Raw genomic sequence first — 20,231 nt, forward strand, 5'->3', positions numbered from 1 at the left:
ACCGCCGCGCTGTCGGCTGACAGAACGATTCGCGAGCCAGCTCGCCCCTACACGATCAAGTCGCAGCACCAGACTCAGCGCAAGTTGATCGTCGTGTTCACGCCGTCGTTCACGCTGTCGTCGTCGAACCAACGGCTGGTGACGGTCTTGGTCTGAGTGTAGAACTGCACCACCTGTTTGCCGTACGGGCCGAGATCGCCGAGTTTGGAGCCGCGCGAGCCCGTGAAGCTGAAGAACGGAACAGGCACAGGGATGGGAATGTTGATGCCGACCTGACCGATGTCGATTTCATTCTGGAATTTACGCGCCGCAGCGCCGCTCTGGGTGAACAGGCCGACGCCGTTGCCGAACGGATTGGCGTTGACCAGCTCGATCGCCTGATCCAGCGTGTCGACCTCCAGCACGACCAGCACGGGCCCGAAGATTTCCTGAGTGTAGATCTGCATCTGAGTGGTCACGCCGGTGAACAGCGTGGGGCCGACGAAGTTGCCGTTTTCGTAGCCCGCGACCTTGATGTCACGGCCGTCCAGCTCCAGCGTGGCGCCCTCTTTCACGCCGCTTTCGATCAGATCGAGAATTCGCTGTCTGGCGCGCCGGGAGATGACCGGCCCGACGTCGGTGCCAGGCTCGCTCCCTGCATTGACCTTGAGCTTCTGCGCCAGCGCCTTGAGGTCGGGAATCCACTGTTTCGACGCCCCGACCATCACCACCACCGACGTTGCCATGCAGCGCTGGCCAGCGGCGCCGAAACCTGCACCCACCAGCGCGTTGAGGGTCTGCTCGCGATTGGCATCGGGCAGGACGACCGCGTGGTTCTTGGCGCCCATCATCGATTGCACGCGCTTGCCATGCCGACCGGCCAGTTCATACACGTGGGTGCCGACAGCGGTCGAACCGACGAAGGAAATTGCCTTGATGTCCTTGTGCGTGCAGATCGCGTCAACCACCTCCTTGCCGCCATGAACCACGTTGAGCACGCCGGCGGGCACACCCGCTTCCACTGCCAGTTCCACCAGCAACATGGTCGACATCGGGTCCTGCTCTGACGGTTTGAGCACGAAGGTGTTGCCGCACGCAATGGCCATCGGAAACATCCACAGCGGAATCATCGCCGGGAAGTTGAACGGCGTGATGCCCGCGCAGACGCCGATGGGCTGGCGCAGCGTGTACGTGTCGACCCCGCCCGCCACGTTTTCGGCAAACTCACCCATCTGCAGCGTGCCGATCGAACACGCGTGCTCGACCACTTCCAGGCCGCGGAAAATATCGCCTTCGGCATCCGCGAGGGTCTTGCCCTGCTCGGCACTGAGTACCTCGGCAATGCGTTTGGAGTGCTCGCGGATCAGCGCCTGAAGCTTGAGCATGATGCGCATGCGTGCGCCGATCGGCGTGTCGCGCCAGGTCTTGAAAGCCTTCTGCGCGGCGGCCACGGCGGCATCGACTTCAGCGCCAGTGGCGAAAGGCACTTGGGCCAGGACTTGCTGGGTCGCCGGATTGATCACATCGAGCCATTCGCCGGTCTGCGATTCAACCCACTCGCCATCGATCAGCATTTTTACGCGGGCCACGTCGGTCGGGCTCCGGGCAGGTGAAACGTTGCCAAGTGATACGTTCATTTCAGAATGCTCCATTCGAGCGGCGGCCTTGCTCGACCGCCGAAAGCTCATGATTCAGGCCGAGGGGGTGCGAACCGGATCGCGCTTCATCAGCGCGGTGCAGACCAGCGCAATCAGCGCCATTGCGATCAGGTAAGCGATCACGTAATGCGGCTCACCGCCGCCCATGGCCAGCAATTGCGTGGCGATCATCGGCGCAAAGCCGCCGCCCAATACGCCGGCCAGTTGCACCGACACCGAGATGCCGCTGTAGCGGATCTGCGCAGGGAACTGGCGGGCGAACAACAGCGATTCCGGCGCGTACAGGATCGGAAAGACCACACCGACCGCGAGCACCATCGCCCACCAGACAAGCACAGGGTCGCGGGTGCCCAGCATGGCGAAGAAGGGGTAGACAAACGCGCAGAGCAGCAACAGGCCGGCGAAATACAGACGCTTCTGCCCAACCCGGTCAGAAATGTGTCCGCACAACGGCATGGTCACCAGCGACAACGCAGCACCTGCAGTAATCGCGCCCAGCACGTCGGCGCGGGGAATCTGCAACTGGTTGGCGGCGTAAGCGAGGGCGAAGGTCACCGACATATAGAACCAGGCGTTCTCGGCCGTGCGCGCACCGATGATCGTCAGGGTTTCTCTGGGGTGATCGCGAAATACCTTGAACAGCGGCACCTTGACCGAGACGTTATCCTTTTTCAGTTTCTCGAAATCAGGTGATTCGGGGACCTTGAGGCGAATCAGCCAACCCACGCCCAGCAGCACGACGCTGGCCAGAAACGGGATGCGCCAGCCCCAGCTGAGCATGTCCGCTTCGGGCAGTCTGGCGACCATCGCCATCGCCAGCGAAGCCAGCACCAGTCCGGCGCCCACTCCAGTTTGCGGCAGGCTGCCATAGAAGCCTTTCTTGCCCTCGGGCGCATGCTCGACGGCCATCAGCACCGCCCCGCCCCATTCGCCTCCAACCGCCATCCCCTGCAGAAACCGCATCGCCACCAGGATGACCGCTGCCCAATAGCCAATCTGCTGATACGTGGGAATCAGGCCGATGATGATCGTGGGAATCCCCATCAGCATCAGGGTGAACAGCAGCATCGACTTGCGGCCGATCTTGTCGCCGAAGTGGCCGAACACGATGCCGCCCAACGGCCGCCCGAGAAAACCCACCGCGTAGGTGGCGAAAGCGGCGAGCACGCCGATGATGGGGTCCAGTGCGGGAAAGAAAATCTTGTTGAAAATGAGCGCGGCGGCGGTGCCGTAGAGGAAAAAGTCGTACCACTCGATGGTCGTGCCGGCCATGCTCGCGGCGCCGGCAAGCCGGTAGGATTTAGCGTGACGGGTGGCCGTGCCGGCAGCGAGTGCGCCGGTGTCCGCCGTTATAGCGTTCTTCATAAACTCCTCCGCTTATTTATTGTTGTGCAGGGTGTTATGGCGTTGGGTTGTTGCGATTTTGAGTGGGGCGCATGTCTCCGCATTTCTGATGACGGCTGTTGGAGCGCGTGCCCGCGAATGATGTCTGCCAGAAACTAATTCAGCGGCTGACATTCCCCATTCGCGGACGAACGCGCTTCACAATGCCTATGTTTTGCCGGTATCAGTGCAAGCGCTGTTGGCTTGGATTGCACCGTGCTTCGGAGTATAGATGTGCAAACTTCTAACAAGAACGCGCATAAAAGCAGGTTCAACATGCAAAAAAACATCACGTCCCTGAGCGCGTTGAATTGGGATGACTTGAAGTTTTTTCTGGAGGTTGCACGCACGCGCAAAGCCAGTTCCGCAGCGAAACGCCTGGCGGTGGACTACACCACCGTGTCGCGACGGATCAGCTCACTGGAGGCCTCGCTCGGCACGCTGCTGTTCGAAAAGTCGCGTAACAATGGCTTCGTGTTGACCCCTGAGGGCCAGCGTCTTCTGGGCTCGGCGGAGTCCATCGAAAGTACGCTGCACATCGCCTGCGAACAGGTTTCCGGCTCGGGCGTGGCCCTCTCAGGTCACGTGCGCATGGGCTGTACCGAAGGTTTCGGGAGCTTTTTCATCACGCCGCAGCTGAGCCACTTTACCGACCATTACCCGGCCATCTCGGTCGACATCCTGCCGTTGCCGCACTTCATCAGCCTGTCCAAGCGCGAGGCCGACATCGTCATCGCGCTTGAGCGTCCGGAACACGGCCCCTACGTGTGCTGCAAACTGTGCGACTACACCCTGCGGCTGTATGCGACCCAGAATTATCTGGACAGCCACGCGCCCATAAATACGGCCGAAGACCTCGCCAATCATCCGTTTATCAGCTACGTCGATGACCTGGCGTTCAGCTCGGAGCTGCTGTACTTGAGCAACCTGCTGCCCGGCGCCCAGGCCCATTTGCGCAGCACCAGCGTGATCGCTCAGTACGTCGCTGCGCTGCAGGGCCGGGCGCTGGCGATCCTGCCGTGTTTCCTCGCCGCCCAGGACCCACGCCTGCTGCCAGTACTGGAAAGCGAAGTGAACATCACGCGTCAGTTCTGGATGTATTGCCGCGAAGACCTGCGCAAGCTCAAGCGGATTACCCTGCTGTGGGATTACATTCGCCAGACCACCGAGCAGAACCAGGCGTTCTTGCGGGGGCAAAGCCGGGCCATGACGTTTGTCGACTGATGATTTGCAGGGTCTGGGCCGCATCACGGCAGGTCTGGACTGGCCCTCGCCGGCATAGTTTAGAAATCTCTGAACTATGCATTTGAGCTTTCCTATTCTTTCCGTTCATCGGCCGATTCTAAGATCGCCTCCAATAAAGGAGCCCGTCCAGTAGAGACACGGCCCGAAGATTGCCTTTTCTGATGTGACTGCCGCTGTACCCGTTTCGGCCCGTGTGCCGTGGCGACGCTATGTCATGTGTCAGTCGCAAGACGCAATCTTTGGGGACGTTCGATGAAACTGGAAATCTTCCGCACGATGTGGGGCTACACCGCCAGCAAGGCTCAGGCGCTGGATGAACTGCTGGAGGCCGGGTTCGACGGCATGGAAGCGCGCCTGCCACTGACGCCTGTCGAGCGGGCCGAATTCGGCGCCTTTCTGCGCGCCAACCAGCTGCCCTACATCGCGACCGTCTTCACCGCCTACGACGTCCTGCCCGAACAATCGGCCACCACGGCCGAGCATCTCACCGATCTGGAAAAGAAACTCGACTGGTCCACGGAGCTGAATCCGCGTTTCGTCAACGTGCTGGCCGGCAACGACCGCTGGCAGTTGCCCCAGCAAGTCGACTTCTTCGGCCAGGCGCTGGAGCTGGCGCGCAAACATGGGCAGACGGTCACCTTCGAAACCCACCGCGCCCGCTCGCTGTTCAACCCGTGGGTGACGCTGGAACTGATCCGTCAGTTGCCGGACCTGCGCTTCACCAGCGACATCAGCCACTGGATCGTAACGTGCGAGCGCCTGCTCGATGATCCCGAAGATGATCTGAGCGCCTTCGTCGAGCGCGTCCATCACATTCAGGCTCGCGTCGGTTACGACCAGGGCCCGCAAGTTCCGCATCCCGCCGGGCCGGAGCGCGCCCGGGAACTGGCCTTCCATCAGCAGCACTGGGAAGCAGTCTGGAAATCCCAGCAAGCGCGCGGCTACCAGGTCACGACCCTGACCCCGGAATTCGGCGCGGACGGCTATCTGCATCACTTGCCTTTCACCAATGTGCCGGTGGCCGATCTGTGGTCGCTGAACGTGTGGATGGGTCAGGCCGAGCGCGAACACTTTCAGCGCTTCACTCACACAACAAGCCGATAAGGAGCGTTTCGCCATGCCGGATCAGCCTCAAGCGACGACCCCGAAAGTCGCCAACTTCAACAGCATCCCGGTGGTCGACATCGCCGGTCTGTTCAGTGCGGACATCGCCCGGCGTCAGGCCGTGGCCGATGAGCTGGGCAAGGCCGCGCGCGAGGTGGGCTTTCTGTACATCAAGAACCACGGCATCGAGCAATCGCTGATCGACGGCCTGCGTCAGGCCGCGAAAGACCTTTTCGCCCAGTCGCTGGCGTACAAGATGCAGCATTACATCGGCACGTCGCGCAGCCATAAGGGCTTCGTACCCGAGGGCGAAGAGGTGTACGCCAAAGGCAAGCCGGATCACAAGGAGGCTTTCGACATCGGCTTCGAGGTCGGCGACGACGATCCGCTGGTGATCGCCAAAACCCCGCTGATCGGCGCCAACGAATGGCCGGACCTGCCGGGTTTCCGTCCCGCCGTCGAAGCGTATTACGCGGCCGTATTCGCGCTGGGGCGTCGGCTGTTCGACGGGTTCGCACTCGCGCTGGGGCTTGAAGAGGGCTATTTCGAGGCGATGGTGACGCGCCCTCCTTCCAAGCTGCGGCTGATTCACTATCCCTTCGACGACGCCGCGCAAGACGCGCCCGGTATTGGTGCACACACCGATTACGAGTGCTTCACCATGCTGCTGGCCGACAAGCCCGGCCTTGAGGTGATGAACGATCTCGGCCAGTGGATCGACGCACCACCTGTCGACGGCGCGTTTGTGGTCAACATCGGCGACATGCTTGAGGTGATGACCGCTGGTACGTTCGTTGCTACGGCTCATCGGGTACGCACCGTCAGCGAAGAGCGCTATTCATTTCCGCTCTTCTTCGCCTGTGACTTCCACACCCAGATCAAGCCATTGCCTGCCTTTGTAAAGGAGGGGGTCGGCAATGGAAGCACCGAATACGAAGCGATCACCATCGGTGAACACATGTTCGGCCAGGCGCTGCAGACCTATCAATACCTGCGGCGCAAGGTCGAGAGCGGCGAGCTCAAGCTGTACGAAAAGGCGCGCAAGCCATCGAGCTTCGGCCACCTGAAGAATCAGGCACAGGACGCGTCCTGATGCTCAACAAGCTGTCAACACACACCGTGCCTTACCTTCCTGACGTGGAGTCACCGACGATGCGCAACACTTTGAACACTGCTGTCCGCTTGACCGTTCTGGCCAGTGCCGTGCTTGGCGCGAGCGTTTTCGGGACATTGGCTCACGCCGCCACCACCGTGACACCCGGCCAGTTCAAAGTCGGCATGGAAATCACCTATCCGCCGTTCGAATCCTATGACGAGAAGAAAAACGTCGTCGGTGCCGACCCGGACCTGTCGCGCCTGCTGGCCAAGCACATGGACCTCAAGCCAGAGTTCGTCGACACCAAATTCTCCAGCCTGATCCTGAGCCTCAACGCCGGTCACTACGATGCCATCATCTCCGGGATGTACATCACGCCCGAGCGTCAGACCCAGGCGCAAACCATCGCCTACGCCAAGACCGGCGCCGCGATCATGGTGCTCAAGGACAGCCCCGTTAAACCCAAGGTGCCGGAAGACCTCTGCGGACTGAAAGTCGGTCTGGAAAAAGGCACTACCTGGGTCGCCCAGTTCAACAAGCTGTCCACCGAATATTGCGTGCCGAACAACAAGGGCGCGATCTCGGTGAGTGAGTTCCCGTCCGCCCCTGAAGTGACCCAGGCGCTGCTCTCCGGCAACGTTCAGGCGCAAGTGGAGATCGATGGCGCCGCTGGCATGATCGCCGAGCGCACCAAAGGCCGCGTGGTGGTCAGCACCGAGCACTCGATTTACCAGCAGACCTTGGGCATCTATGTGAAGAAAGGCAACGACGAGCTGTATCAGGCACTGCTCAAAGCCTTCGAAGAAACCAAGAAATCCGGTGAATATGCAGCGCTGCTGAAGAAGTACAACCTGGAAGAGCCGAGCAATTAAGGGCTGACGCTTAACCCCTGTAGGAGTGAGCTTGCTCGCGATGGCGCTTGGTCAGACATATCAATGTTGACTGATTCAACGCCATCGCGAGCAAGCTCACTCCTACAGAAATCGCCCTGGATAGAGATTTCCCCGCTGGGCCCGGCCCCGCTGAGGTGTGTGTATGCAATTCGAATGGTCCTACTTTTTTTCTCTGTTCTCGGTCTCGGACTTCTGGGAATCCTGCATCACCGTCATCGAGCTCAGTGCGCTGGGCTGGTTCATCGGCATGCTGTTGGGGTTTCTGCTGGCCTCGGCCAAGCTGTCGGCCGCGCGCTGGATCAGCGTGCCTGCGTCCATTTATATCTGGTTCTTCCGCAGCGTTCCGTTGCTGGTGCTGGTGGTATTCACTTACAACCTGCCGCAGATGTTTCCGATTACTCGCGACGTGCTGTCGAACCCGTTCTATTCCGGCCTGCTGGCGTTGGTGGTCACTGAAGCGGCCTACATGGCGGAAATCCACCGGGGCGGGTTGATCTCGGTCGCCAAGGGCCAGAAAGAAGCAGGCCGGGCGTTGGGCGTCGGCCTGATCGGCATGCAGCGTCTGATCGTGATCCCACAGGCGTTCCGTATTTCCCTGCCGACCCTCATCAACGAATACATCACCGTGGTGAAACTGACCTCGCTGGTGTCAGTGATTTCCCTCACCGAGTTGCTCACCGTCGGCCAGCGCCTGTATGCGCAAAACTTTCTGGTCATGGAAACGCTGTCGGCTGTGGCGGTGTATTACGTGATGATCGTGACCGTGTTCGGCTGGCTGTTTCACTGGCTCGAACAGCACCTGGAACTGAATAACCGCAAGCCACAGACGCTGGATGACGCGGCCCTCACACGCTTGCGCGCAAGCCTGGTGGCCCAGCCGGCCAAAGTGCGCCAGGCCGATACCGGCCCAGGTTCCGCCCCGGCCTTGCAGCTGGTGAACATCCATAAACGTTACGGGCAGCATGAAGTGCTCAAGGGCATTAATCTGGACGTGAACGCTGGCGAGGTGATTTCCATCATCGGCCCGTCTGGCTCCGGCAAGACTTCCTTGATTCGCACCATCAACAGCCTGGAAACCATCGACAAGGGCGAGATCATCCTTTTCGGTGAGGGGTTCATCCACGCCGGCGACAGCCCGAACGCCCCGCAGATCCGCCGTGGCGTGCAACGCATCGGGATGGTCTTCCAGAACTTCAACCTGTTTCCCCATCGCACCATTCTCGACAACGTGACCCTGGCGCCGCGCTATCACGGCCGCGACAAAGGCATCAGCGAACAACGCGCCCACGCGCTGCTCGACAAGGTCGGCCTGCTGGCGCACGCGCAGAAATATCCGCATCAACTCTCGGGCGGCCAGCAACAACGCGTGGCGATCGCGCGTGCCTTGGCGATGGATCCGCAGATCATGCTGTTCGATGAACCCACCTCCGCGCTGGACCCTGAGCTGGTCGGCGACGTGCTGAAGGTCATCGGCGACCTGGCGAAAGAAGGCATGACCATGCTCATCGTCACCCACGAAATGGACTTCGCCTTGTCGATCTCCGATCGAGTGATTTTCATGGAGAACGGCGTCGTGCAAGTCGACGCGGCGCCGCAGACCATCCTCGCCGATCAGTGCGGCGAGCGGGTGCGCAAGTTCATGGGCCTGGACGGCACACTCAATCAGCAGGCGCCCGTGCGCAAGGAGGCCTGAGCGACTATCGTGGAGCATTCACGATACAAGCATCTTGCCGCCGGGAGTCTGAAATGGACCGTTATCAACCGCTCAACTGCGATCTCTATGATTACCTTGAGATCGCCTGCATGCACGGCTATCGGCTGAAGGTCGAGCTGGTCGACGGCACGACCTTCGAGGCCCGGCCGACCACCACCCGAACGGCTCCGAGCAAGGAAGAATTCCTGCAATTCGCCGACAGTCTCGACGAGGTACGCCTCGACCAACTGGCCGCCATCACCCCGCTGAATGAAGGCGCCAGCTTCGGGCGTGTCGAGTTGGGCAATGCGTTTTGCTCAACCTGAACGCACAACTTCAGAACACCTCAATCCCTGCAGGAGCGAGCTTGCTCGCGATCGGCGACGCAGTCGTCGTGAACCCGGGCTACGCGGCCTGCCTGATGCACCGCGTCATCCGACTCTGCTGCCGCTGCGCGCCAGATCGCGGGCAAGCCACGCTCCTACAAGGGATTCGTGGCGTTGCCAGAATTGGTGTCAAAGCACTACCTGTGGGCCAGCTTGCTCGCGAAGACGTGACGCAGAACTTGTGGGAGCGTGGCTTGTCCCGCGATCGGCGACGCAGTCGTCGTGAATCCGGGCTATGCGGCCTGCCTGATGCGCCGCGTCATCCGATTCTGCTGCCGCTGCGCGCCAGATCGCGGGCAAGCCACGCTCCTACAAGGGATTCGTGGCGTTGTCAGAATTTGCGTCGAGCGCAGAACCTGTGGGAGTGAGCTTGCTCGCGATCGGCGACGCAGTCGTCGTGAATCCGGGCTATGCGGTCTGCCTGATGCACCGCGTTACCCGATTCTGCTGCCGCTGCGCGCCAGATCGCGGGCAAGCCACGCTCCTACAAGGGATTCGTGGCGTTGCCAGGTTTTGTGTCGAACGCACTAGCCGTGGGAGCGTGGCTTGTCCCGCGATCGGCGACGCAGTCGTCGTAAACCCGGGTCATGCGGTCTGCCTGATGCGCCGCGTCATCCGATTCCGCTGCCGCTGCGCGCCAGATCGCGGGCAAGCCACGCTCCTACAAGGGATTCGTGGCGTTGCCAGGTTTTGTGTCGAACGCACTAGCCGTGGGAGCGTGGCTTGTCCCGCGATCGGCGACGCAGTCGTCGTGAATCCGGGCTATGCGGTCTGCCTGATGCACCGCGTTACCCGATTCTGCTGCCGCTGCGCGCCAGATCGCGGGCAAGCCACGCTCCTACAAAAGATTTATGGCGTCGTCAGAATTTGTGTCGAACGCAAAACCTGTGGGAGCGTGGCTTGTCCCGCGATCGGCGACGCAGTCGTCGTGAACCCGGGCTATGCGGTCTGCCTGATGCGCCGCGTCATCCGATTCTGCTGCCGCTGCCGCTGCGCGCCAGATCGCGGGCAAGCCACGCTCCTACAAAAGATTTATGGCGTCGTCAGAATTTGTGTCGAACGCAAAACCTGTGGGAGCGTGGCTTGTCCCGCGATCGGCGACGCAGTCGTCGTGAACCCGGGCTACGCGGTCTGCCTGATGCACCGCGTTACCCGATTCTGCTGCCGCTGCGCGCCAGATCGCGGGCAAGCCACGCTCCTACAAGGGATTCGTGGCGTTGCCAGAATTGGTGTCAAGCGCAGAACTTGTGGGCCAGCTTGCTCGCGAAGACGTGACGCAGAACCTGTGGGAGTGAGCTTGCTCGCGATCGGCGACGCAGTCGTCGTGAATCCGGGCTATGCGGCCTGCCTGATGCGCCGCGTCATCCGATTCTGCTGCCGCTGCGCGCCAGATCGCATCGCTCATGCAGGTATCCCGAAGAGGGTGCCTTACAACGCCAGCATCAACCCGCTCAGGCGCTTGACCTTGCGCCGCAAGGCCTCTTCGAAGACGCCGTGACGCGGCTCGATCAGGCTGAACCAGTTCTTCGCCCGCGTGATGCCGGTGTAGATCAACTCCTTGGTCAGCACCGGGTTCAGCGCCTCGGGCAGGATCAGCGCGGTGTGGGCAAATTCTGAACCCTGAGATTTGTGTACCGTCATCGCATACACCGTTTCCACATCGTTGAGTCGGCTCGGCAGCACGAAACGCACGCCACCGGCGCCGTCATTGCGCGGGAACGCCACGCGAAGCGCCTGACGATTCTCCTCGGGCGCTCCCTCGGGCAGCCGCAGCGCGATGCCGATGTCGCCGTTCATCAAGCCCAGGCCGTAATCGTTGCGCGTCATCAACACCGGACGGCCTTCGTACCATTGCTGATCGCTTTCGATCAGCTGGGCGGCAAATAACGTTTGCGTGATGCGTTGATTCAGCCCTTCGACGCCCCACGGCCCTTTACGCACGGCACAGAGTAACTGAAACGCATCGAAGGCAGTCAACACCTGGCGCGCCCACTCGACACAGCGAGGGTCGTCGATCGAGGTCAGATCCTGCGGCCGCTGCGCGTGCATCACGGCCAGATAATGGCGATAGCCTTGCGGCCCATTGCCGTGGCCGTCGAGCAACAGGCGTGACAACGCACGGTCATGCTCGCCCTTGAGCGCCAATGAATACAGATCCTTGTAGCCGCCATTGACCAGAATCGCACGGGCGTCCTGATCCTCTTGCTGATTGACCAGTCTGGCCAGTTGACCAATGCCGCTGCCTGCAACGAAACGGCGGGAATGGCGCAACATCACCACTTGTTGAGCAAGTGCGTGTTGCACGTCGTCGCCCTGCTGCAAGCCGCTTCTGCTCAGGTCCTCACCACTGACCGACTCCAGCCACGCCTGCGTCTGCGGGCTGTACATTCCCGCTTCGGCGTCGCGGCACAAATCGCCCAGCACGGCACCGGCCTCGACCGAGGCAAGCTGATCCTTGTCGCCGAGCAGCACCATGCGCGCATGCGGCGGCAGGGCGTCCAGCAGATTGGCCATCATTTCCAGATCGATCATCGACGCCTCATCGACCACCAGCACATCCAGCGGCAGCGGATTGCCGGCGTGATGACGGAAATGCCGCGTGCCGGGACGACTGCCCAGCAAACGGTGAACGGTGGTCACATCGCTGGGGATTTTCTGCCGCACCGCTTCGGCCACTTGCAGCGACTGAACCTGATGGCTGATCGACTCGGTCAACCGCGCGGCCGCCTTGCCGGTCGGCGCTGCCAGACGAATGCGCAATGGCTTGCCGCTCTCCACTGCCGGCGACTGGAGCAGCGCAAGCAGGCGCACGACGGTGGTGGTTTTCCCGGTTCCCGGGCCACCGGTAATGATGCTGAACGCGCCGCGCGTCGCCAGCGCGCAGGCCAGTTTCTGCCAGTCGATCAAGGCGTCGGCGGCATGGTTCGCCGCTCCGAACAACGCGTCCAGACGCTGGGCAAGATCAACTGGTGCAGGTTCGGCCTGCGCCAGACGACGATGCAGCGCCGCGTCGATCCTGCGCTCATAGGTCCAATAGCGGCGCAAATACAGACGCCGATCGGATAACACCAAGGGTTTCTGCGCGGCGGCATCGGAACGATCGTCAGCCAGCGCAACCAGCTTGCTGCCGGCAAGTGCCTGACACCAGGTCGCGCCATCCAGCGCCTTGAGCAGCGTCGAGGGCAGCAGCATCGGCGTCGACAACACATCGCCTTCCGGCGGCAGCGACAGTGCGAAGTCCGGTTCCTTGAGCGTCTCGTGCAGGTCCAGACACACATGGCCGTGGCCTAACTGATGACTCGTGAGCGCCGCGGCCAACAGCACCAGCGAGTCCGCCGCCGGATCCAGATCGGCCAGAAACGCCACGAACGCCTTGTCCAGCGCGCGCAGCCAGCCGCGCTCGACCCAGCGCTCGAGTAACAACAGCAGATCCTCGACGCGGCTCAGTGGTTTGAGCGACGCGAGGCTGTCGGCATCCAGCGCGGTGGGCAGCAGATGGGCAAACGTGCGGTTCATGCGAATTCTCCAGACAGCACATCGTCTTCAAGCGCGGCGCGTCCCTGAAACAGCCGGTCAAGCCCTTCGATCAGTTCGCGCGGCGGGCGGGTAAACCAGGCGCCTTGACTGGCTGCAAGACTGCCGCGCACAAACAGGTACACCGCGCCGCCCATGTGCAGGTCGTAGTCATAATCGGCCAGCCGCGCCTTGAGCTGACGATGCAACGCCAACAGATAAAGCACGTACTGCAGGTCGTAGCGGTTTTCCAGAATCGCGCTTTCCATCGCCGCAGCGGTGTACGCATCGTCGTCGACGCCCAGCCAGTTGGATTTGTAATCAGCCACGTAATAGCGGCCTTGATGCTCGAACGTAAGGTCGATGAAGCCCTTGAACATGCCGTTAAGTGACACCGTCTCCGCCGCCGCGCGAGGAGCGCCGTCATGGGTATAGCGGCGCACCAGCGCATCCAGCCGCGCCACGTCGACTTTCGAGCAGGCGAACCAGAACTCCATTTCCACCCGATACTGGTTCGGCTGATCCAACTGGCTCAGGGCGACCGGCTGATCAGCCTCACCCAGACGCAGCGGCATGCTCAGCAAATGCTTGAGCCAGTCAGTCAGCGTATTGATCCAGCCTTTCCAGTCACGTCGGTTACAGCGCTGGGCAACGACCTTTTCCAGCGCCTGAGAGTCTGCTGCGGCGTCGGCGAAACCTTTCTCGCCGGCCCACTCCAGCAAGCCGTGCAGGAAGGTGCCGGGATTGGGCCCACGGGGAAACCGATGAATGTCGCCGCCACTGGCTGGCGTTTCACGGGGGGCGTCGGGATCGAGTCGCTCGTCATCGAACAGCTTCTGCGCTTGCGGGCTGTCGGGCGATTGATCGCCGCTGTCGGTGATGATGTCGCCAATGCGCAGCGCACTGTAGGACGCAATCCACCAGTTCTCTCGAGCACTGCGTCGAGGCAGGCGCGGTTTTCTCAACGCGGCTTCGCTGCGCGGCGCACTGAAGGTTTCGGCGGTAGGTTCAGGCATCGGCTCGACATGCACCGTCGGCTGATTTTCGGCCAGCGACCGCAGCCACGAACCAAGCCCGGCCGACTCAGCCAACGGCTCGCCGCCGCCCAGCAGATAACCCAGCGCCGAACGATGCAGAATCGAGCCATTGGCATTGCCGCGCTTGAGGTCGGCGACGCCCAGCCAACACGCGTGTTGGGCCCGCGTCAGTGCCACATACAGCAGGCGCAGATCCTCGGCCAGACGCTCCTCGTCAGCCTGCTCGATCAACGCGGCCGTCGGCTTGAGGCTGATCTGCGCATGCCCGTCGGCGTCATGAAAGTGCAGCGGCAGGCGACTGCCATCGACCGGTTTGGTCGAACAAATGAAGGGCAGGAACACCAGTGGGTATTCCAGGCCTTTGGACTTGTGGATGGTAACAACCTTGACCAACTGCTCGTCGCTCTCCAGACGCAGTATCTGCTCTTCTCCAGCCTGACCGGACAACGCCAGATGTTCGCCCAGATGGCGGATCAGCGCCTGTTCGCCATCAAGTTCAGCGGCGGCCTGCTGCATCAGCTCGGACAAGTGCAACAAGTTGGTCAGCACTCGCTCGCCATCGCTGCGCTGGACCAGCGCTTGAGGCAGTTTGAAGTCGTGAAGCAGACGCCGCAGCATCGGCAACACCCCTTGCGTGCGCCAGATTCGCCGGTAGTCGCGAAACTGCATGACGCGGTTTTCCCACGCCAGTTCGTCTTGGTTGAGCAGCTCCAGCTCCGCCAGCGGCAGATCAAGCGTGATGCAGGCCAACGCAGCGCGCAGCGTACGCTCGGCGTCCGGCTCGGCGCAGGCTTTGAGCCAGGCCAGAAGATCGTGAGCTTCCTGAGCGGCGAACACCGAGTCCTTGTCAGACAGATAGACGCTGCGAACCCCTCGCGCGGACAGCTCGCCGCGCACCGCCTGGGCCTCTTTGCCATCGCGCACCAGAATCGCGATGTCCGCAGGCAACACACCCTTCAACGCCTCGCCAGTCCTGGCAAATCCGGCGCGGCCCTGTTGACCGGCATTGAGCAGGCGCACGATCGCGCTCGCGCAACTCGCCGCCATCTGCTGCCGATAGACTGCGCCGGAAACCGGTTGATCGCTCTCCAGTTGCCAGACATTCAGCGCCGCAACGACGCTGTCATCGAGCTGAAAAATCTCTTTGCGGCCTTGCGAACCCACTGCCTGGAACGGCACCGGATTGTCGTGCGCACGGCGAAACAGAAAAGCTCCACGGCCGCTAACGCTTTGCTCCGCACGGGCGAACACATGGTTCACCGCCTGAACCATCGCGTGGCTGGAGCGGTAGTTGGTACCGAGCGTGTGCAAGCGCCCCTCGGTCGCATAGCGCGCACGCAGGTAGGTGTAGATATCGGCGCCACGAAACGCGTAGATAGCCTGTTTGGGATCGCCGATCAGGAACAGTCCGGTGCTTTCGTCGTTGGCTTCCAGGCGATAGATGCTGTCGAAAATCCGGTATTGCACCGGATCGGTGTCCTGGAATTCGTCGATCAGGGCAACCGGGAACTGCTCGCGAATCAGGGTGGCCAGACGCTCGCCGCCCGCCCCACGAAGCGCTGCATCGAGACGCAGGAGCATGTCGTCGAAGCCCATTTCCGCACGGCGTCTTTTCTCTTCCTCGAAACGCGCGCCAACCCATTGCGCGGCATGCTCGAGCACAGCGGCATCGGGCGTAGGCAACGTATCGAGCGCGACTTTCAATTCCACCATCGCTTCAAAGGCCGGGTGTGACGGAGGGTTGTTCTTCCAGGCTTCGGCGATGCCGTCGGGCGTCAGGCGGGTGAAGCCGGTGCCCAGGTCGAGCTGCTCCTGTTCCTCATCATTGGCCCAGGCAATCAGTTTGTCGAACCAGGGCCTGAAATAACGCTCCTGCATCTTGCGTCCGTCGACCACCTTGCAGTTCACGCCGTCGATGCAGATCGCGTGCAGTTCAGCGGCCCAGTTGGCCCACGGCGATTTCAGGATCTTCAGCGTTTCGCGGCGCTCCTGGATCGACTGCTCGATCAGCTGAGTGGGCGTCTGCGTGACCGTGGCGCGTTCGCTGCCGAACAGTGCGCGCACGCGAGGCAACAGCGACGCAGGTCCGCCCCAGTTGTCACGCACCCAGTTGAGGGCGTCGCCGCTCATGGGATAGCAGAACTTGCGCCAGTAATCGCGCAACACTTCGCCGAGCAGATCGCTGTGGTCGGTTTCCAGGCTCTGGGTGAACAGGCTTCCACTGTCGAAGGCATGCTCGCGCAACATGCGCTGACACCAGCTGTGAATGGTCGAGACCGCCGCTTCGTCCATCCATTGCGCGGCGATGTCCAGTCGGCTCGCGCATCCGGCCCATTGCTCGGCGGCAAACTCGTTGCGCAGTTCAGCGATCAGCGCATCGGGCGCCTCGATCTCCTGACGGAAAAAACGGGCGGCTTCGGCCAGGCGTGTGCGGATACGATCGCGCAGCTCCTTAGTGGCTGCGTCAGTGAAGGTCACCACCAGAATCTGCGGCGGCAGAAGTTCCTGGCCGAAACCGGACATCTCGCCGCCGTGCCCCAGCACCAGACGCAGGTAAAGCGCAGAAATCGTGAAGGTCTTGCCGGTCCCGGCGCTCGCCTCGATCAGTTGGCTGCCCCGCAGCGGAAAACTCAAGGCCAGCGGTTGTTGTGCGTTGCTCATGCTGCGGCCTCCTCACTGGACAGCGATTGCCAGGGCGCCTCATAAACAGGCTTGTACAAAGACTCACACCAGCCCACGAATTCCTCGGAGTCCAGCAGGGCATCGAAATCCGGGAACTGCCGTGCAAGCGCGGTGCTTTGCGCACGCTCGCCTTGAGTGGTCTGACCGTCACCTTCGTACGTTTTGCGCGCGGCAGCCTGCGCCTTCGCTTCATCGCTCTGCCCCAGCCACGCAAAAGCGGTCTGCACCGCAACCGGCAACGGTCGCTGCATGCCCTGCTGCCAGGCCAGCAACAGGTTGTCGAGGGTACGGCGGGCCGTGTCCCGGTCAAGCGGCGACAACAGCAGCGTCTCGTCACTGGCCACCAGTGCGGTGGTCAGCGGCAGATCGCAGGCGCACGCCACCAGATGATTGACCCACGGCCTGATCAGGCGATGCCATTTGCGACTCTTCTTGCCGCCAATCGAATTCGGGATCGCAGAGACGGCCAGCAACTCGCCCTGAGCATTCCGATAAAGGCCGTCGAGCCAGCCGTCGAGCTCGACGCCTTGATGCTCGTAGGCAACCGGCAGCGCACTGTGCAGCCGCTCAGGCCATTTGAAGAGCAGCTCATGATAACGGCGCACCAGATCCGGCAGCGGTTCGATCAACTCATCCTGAAGCAGCGTTCCGAAACCTGCCATCGGCAGCAGCCCGCTGCTCTGCAAGCGGGTGGCTTGCGCTCTCAACGACTCATCGACGCTGTCAGGCTCGATCAATGCGGCTTGCAGCAAACTGTCGCTCAAGCCATAGCGCTCAAGCGCGTCGAGCACGAACGGCTCTTCATCGGCCAGCGGCGCCTCGGCGACCTCAAAGAATATCTTCAAGCGCTGACTGAAAAAATGTTTGACCGGGTTTCGCAGAAAATCCTGCAGCTGCATCAGGCTCAGCGGCTCTTCTTGCACATGTTTTGCCAGCATCCTGTCGTTTGCCGCCTCCGTCGCGGCCTCATGGAGGACCTGCCATTCCCGGGCAAAACTGAAGAACTCCAGGCTCTCCTGAAAATACTTGGCGCTGAACGGCTGCAGCGGGTGCTCAAGTGTCAGTGCGTGCAGCAACTGTTGCCCAGGATCGCGTTTCTTGGCGTCCTCGGGTTCGACAGCCCCCTCCAGCCTCCAGCCACTGGCAAGATGATCGCGCAGCTGTCCGATCAGCACCGACGCCGGCCGTTCAGAATTGTCGCGAATGCTGCGTCCCACCCAACTGATATAGAGCTGGTCACGCGCAGACAGCAGCGCTTCGAGCAACAGATAGCGATCATCTTCCCGACGGGAACGGTCGCCCGGGCGGTAGTCGCTGCCCATGAGGTCAAAATCCAGCGGCGGCTGCGCACGTGGGTAATCACCATCGTTCATGCCCAGCAGGCAGACCACTTTGAAGGGGATCGCGCGCATGGGCATCAAGGTGCAGAAGTTGACGGAGCCGGCCAGAAAGCGCTGAGAAAGCCGGCCTTGATCCAGGCCCGCCAGCCAAGCCTCACGCACGACGGTCAAGGGAAGTATCTCGACCAGATCGACTGTTTCACAGGTCTGCAGCCAGGTTTCGCGCAACGTCTCCAATTGGCCGAGCAAATAGTCGTCGTGCTCGCTCTCGGCACTGAAGAACAGCTGCATCAGGGCCTGTAATCGTTCGCCCCAGACTTGCGGCGAGGCAGGCTGCGAAAGCTCGTTATGGGCGACTTGCAGCGCATCGATCAACGCAACCAGCGGCCCGATCAAGGCCGCGTCGAGTCCGCCGATTTCATCGTACGGCTCGATCTGGTCATAGGCCTGCCCCGCACCGACTGCATAGCCCAGCAACATGCGGCGCAGACCGAAATGCCAGCTGTTCTGCTCCAGCGCCTCAGGTAAACCCAGACCTTCGCGTTGCCTGGCATTGAGCCCCCAGCGCACGCCTGCTCCTTCGATCCAGCGATGCAAAGTCGGCAGGTCACGCTCGTCGATCCCGAATCGAGCTCGCAAGGCGGGCACGTCCAGCAGATCCAGAATCTCGCTCACCGGGAAACGGCTGTCGGGGATCTTCAGCAAATGCTCGACGGCAATGAGCAGCGGATCACGACCGCGCTGGCCCTGGTCTGCCAAGGTAAAGGGAATGAAGCGCTTGTCGTCTCGATCCAACTGGCCGAAAACGGCGCGGATATGAGGCGCATAACTGTCGATGTCCGGGACCATGACGATGATATCGCGCGGCCGCAGTTGTGCATCATTGCTGAATCGTGCGAGGAGTTGGTCGTGCAACACCTCCACCTCGCGCTGCGCACTGTGAGCGACATGAAAGCGAATCGAGCGATCGACCTTGATGTCGACCGCAGGCCACAGCTCCCGCGTTTCGCTCAATGGCCTGAGCTCGAGAATGTCATCCTGCAACTGATTCAGCATCGAGCGTGGCTCGTTTTCGCTGAACAGGTCGATGCGCCCGTCCCGGAAGATCGACCTGTAGCTGTTGGGGTCATCGTGGCTGTCGAGCAGGTTGATGTAATCGCGCCCCTGTTTACCCCACGCCGCCAGCAGCGGATGAGCGTGCTGGTGCAATGCGTCCGGATTCAGCACCACAGGCATGCCGGCCTTTCTCGACTGACGTTTGTATTCATGTCGCAGCAGGTCCTTGTCCGCCACGATATCGGCCCAGTGGTGACGGCACGGGTTATGTACGCACAGCAAAACCTGGCTGAATCGCGCGAGGCCCGCGAGCGCTTCCAGCGCCTGTGCCGGAAGCGAAGAGATACCGAATACGATCACCCGGGCGGGCAAAGCCGCAGGTGCCGTGGTCAGGCTGTTGATACGTTCGATGTACCGCTGATGCACACCGGCCCGACTCTGGGCCATGCCTTCGGCTCCAACATCATGGAGCAGCGCACGCCACAATTCCGCTTGCCAGCAGTTTTCGGGCTTGAGCGGTGTGACGTCGCCCCTGACGTTTCTGAGTTGATGCCGGCCCGCAGCCCAATCTTCCAGCCAGTCTGCGCGATAAACCTGATATTGGTCGAAGAGGTCTGCGAGCCGCTCGGCCAACTGGTAGCGCTTGCGCAGATCGGTATCAGCGGTCAGAAATCGCTGCAATGGCTCGAAGTGCGGTTGATCAATGAGCGCAGGCAAAAGCCTCATCAAACGCCAGGTCAAAGGCGCCTTGTCCAGCAATGACGTCTCAGGAATCTGCTCCTTACCCAGCACCGCGCGGTACAGCTGCCACATGAAGCTACCCGGCAGTTGAACATCGATTGCCGCGGCGATACCGCATCCACCTTGGTCGTCATCCTGAGGGTCTTCAGCGAGTGCGAGCTTGAGCCATTGTGCAATCCCGTTGCTCTGCACCAGGGCGACTTCGTTCTCCAAGGGCGTGAGCGGGTAACGCCGCATCCATGACACCACGAGACTGCGCAGTTCATCCAGGCGGTTGCCATGAACCACCATGAACCCCGGATTAAGGTTGGACGTCACCGGCATAACTGCTTCCTTGGCGTTTGAAGAGAGAGAAGACTAACAGAGGACGGGTGCATCGCAGACAGGGACTGCACGATGGAGGCTGAGGTTTTTCACGCGCAAAA

At 61.4% G+C, this 20,231-nt stretch carries 11 protein-coding genes; 6 read left to right on the plus strand and 5 right to left on the minus strand.

The features are described from left to right. Positions 1-74: 74 nt before the first annotated feature. Positions 75-1,616: a CoA-acylating methylmalonate-semialdehyde dehydrogenase gene (locus AAGQ88_RS22305; protein WP_342653597.1), complete on the minus strand. Its 1,542-nt coding sequence runs from the start codon at positions 1,614-1,616 to the stop codon at positions 75-77. 54 nt (positions 1,617-1,670) lie between these two features. Continuing rightward, a complete protein-coding gene (locus tag AAGQ88_RS22310; RefSeq protein ID WP_285426839.1) occupies positions 1,671-3,002 on the minus strand; it encodes an MFS transporter in 1,332 nt (443 codons plus the stop codon). Between the two features lie 294 nt (positions 3,003-3,296). Here AAGQ88_RS22310 and AAGQ88_RS22315 point away from each other — a divergent pair, with 294 nt between their 5' ends. The 6 genes from AAGQ88_RS22315 (at position 3,297) to AAGQ88_RS22340 (ending at position 9,377) form a co-directional block, all read left to right on the plus strand. After that, complete coding sequence (locus tag AAGQ88_RS22315; RefSeq protein WP_342653598.1) at positions 3,297-4,244, plus strand: LysR family transcriptional regulator; 948 nt, start codon at positions 3,297-3,299, stop codon at positions 4,242-4,244. A 273-nt stretch (positions 4,245-4,517) separates the two neighbouring features. Next, positions 4,518-5,369: a TIM barrel protein gene (locus AAGQ88_RS22320; RefSeq protein WP_093462660.1), complete on the plus strand. Its 852-nt coding sequence runs from the start codon at positions 4,518-4,520 to the stop codon at positions 5,367-5,369. Between the two features lie 13 nt (positions 5,370-5,382). Next, on the plus strand, positions 5,383-6,462 hold the full coding sequence (locus tag AAGQ88_RS22325; RefSeq protein ID WP_342653599.1) for a 2-oxoglutarate and iron-dependent oxygenase domain-containing protein: 1,080 nt from the start codon (positions 5,383-5,385) through the stop codon (positions 6,460-6,462). 59 nt (positions 6,463-6,521) lie between these two features. Next, positions 6,522-7,337 (plus strand): ABC transporter substrate-binding protein, encoded by an 816-nt coding sequence (locus AAGQ88_RS22330; RefSeq protein WP_285426836.1) that lies wholly within the window; start codon positions 6,522-6,524, stop codon positions 7,335-7,337. Positions 7,338-7,500: 163 nt separating this feature from the next. Next, entirely contained in the window at positions 7,501-9,051 is a 1,551-nt protein-coding gene (locus AAGQ88_RS22335; RefSeq protein WP_342653600.1) for an amino acid ABC transporter permease/ATP-binding protein, read from the plus strand. A 53-nt stretch (positions 9,052-9,104) separates the two neighbouring features. Then, the gene (locus AAGQ88_RS22340; protein WP_342653601.1) at positions 9,105-9,377 is read left to right on the plus strand and encodes a Rho-binding antiterminator; all 273 of its coding nucleotides are present in this window, start codon (positions 9,105-9,107) and stop codon (positions 9,375-9,377) included. A gap of 1,488 nt (positions 9,378-10,865) precedes the next feature. On the opposite strand, the gene recD is transcribed toward AAGQ88_RS22340, so the two are convergent. Genes recD through recC form a run of 3 tightly spaced genes read right to left on the minus strand, consistent with a single transcriptional unit; the run spans position 10,866 to position 20,130 of the window. Continuing rightward, positions 10,866-12,953 (minus strand): exodeoxyribonuclease V subunit alpha, encoded by a 2,088-nt coding sequence (gene recD, locus AAGQ88_RS22345; protein WP_342653602.1) that lies wholly within the window; start codon positions 12,951-12,953, stop codon positions 10,866-10,868. Continuing rightward, the gene (gene recB / locus AAGQ88_RS22350; protein ID WP_342653603.1) at positions 12,950-16,648 is read right to left on the minus strand and encodes an exodeoxyribonuclease V subunit beta; all 3,699 of its coding nucleotides are present in this window, start codon (positions 16,646-16,648) and stop codon (positions 12,950-12,952) included. The genes recD and recB overlap by 4 nt, the downstream gene beginning before the upstream one ends. Beyond that, positions 16,645-20,130 carry an exodeoxyribonuclease V subunit gamma gene (recC, locus tag AAGQ88_RS22355; protein WP_342653604.1) on the minus strand — a complete coding sequence of 1,162 codons (3,486 nt, stop codon included), beginning with the start codon at positions 20,128-20,130 and terminating at the stop codon, positions 16,645-16,647. Before recC ends, recB begins: the two co-directional genes overlap by 4 nt. Between the last annotated feature and the right edge of the window lie 101 nt (positions 20,131-20,231).

This window comes from Pseudomonas sp. F3-2 (assembly GCF_038804275.1).
In the GTDB taxonomy this organism is placed as follows: domain Bacteria; phylum Pseudomonadota; class Gammaproteobacteria; order Pseudomonadales; family Pseudomonadaceae; genus Aquipseudomonas.

Coding starts and splice junctions, on each gene's coding strand:
- AAGQ88_RS22335 (WP_342653600.1), top strand. CDS start 7,501: ATGCAATTCGAATGGTCCTACTTTTTTTCTCTGTTCTCGGTCTCGGAC.
- AAGQ88_RS22320 (WP_093462660.1), top strand. CDS start 4,518: ATGAAACTGGAAATCTTCCGCACGATGTGGGGCTACACCGCCAGCAAG.
- recD (WP_342653602.1), bottom strand. CDS start 12,953: ATGAACCGCACGTTTGCCCATCTGCTGCCCACCGCGCTGGATGCCGAC.
- AAGQ88_RS22330 (WP_285426836.1), top strand. CDS start 6,522: ATGCGCAACACTTTGAACACTGCTGTCCGCTTGACCGTTCTGGCCAGT.
- recB (WP_342653603.1), bottom strand. CDS start 16,648: ATGAGCAACGCACAACAACCGCTGGCCTTGAGTTTTCCGCTGCGGGGC.
- AAGQ88_RS22325 (WP_342653599.1), top strand. CDS start 5,383: ATGCCGGATCAGCCTCAAGCGACGACCCCGAAAGTCGCCAACTTCAAC.
- AAGQ88_RS22340 (WP_342653601.1), top strand. CDS start 9,105: ATGGACCGTTATCAACCGCTCAACTGCGATCTCTATGATTACCTTGAG.
- AAGQ88_RS22305 (WP_342653597.1), bottom strand. CDS start 1,616: ATGAACGTATCACTTGGCAACGTTTCACCTGCCCGGAGCCCGACCGAC.
- AAGQ88_RS22315 (WP_342653598.1), top strand. CDS start 3,297: ATGCAAAAAAACATCACGTCCCTGAGCGCGTTGAATTGGGATGACTTG.
- recC (WP_342653604.1), bottom strand. CDS start 20,130: ATGCCGGTGACGTCCAACCTTAATCCGGGGTTCATGGTGGTTCATGGC.
- AAGQ88_RS22310 (WP_285426839.1), bottom strand. CDS start 3,002: ATGAAGAACGCTATAACGGCGGACACCGGCGCACTCGCTGCCGGCACG.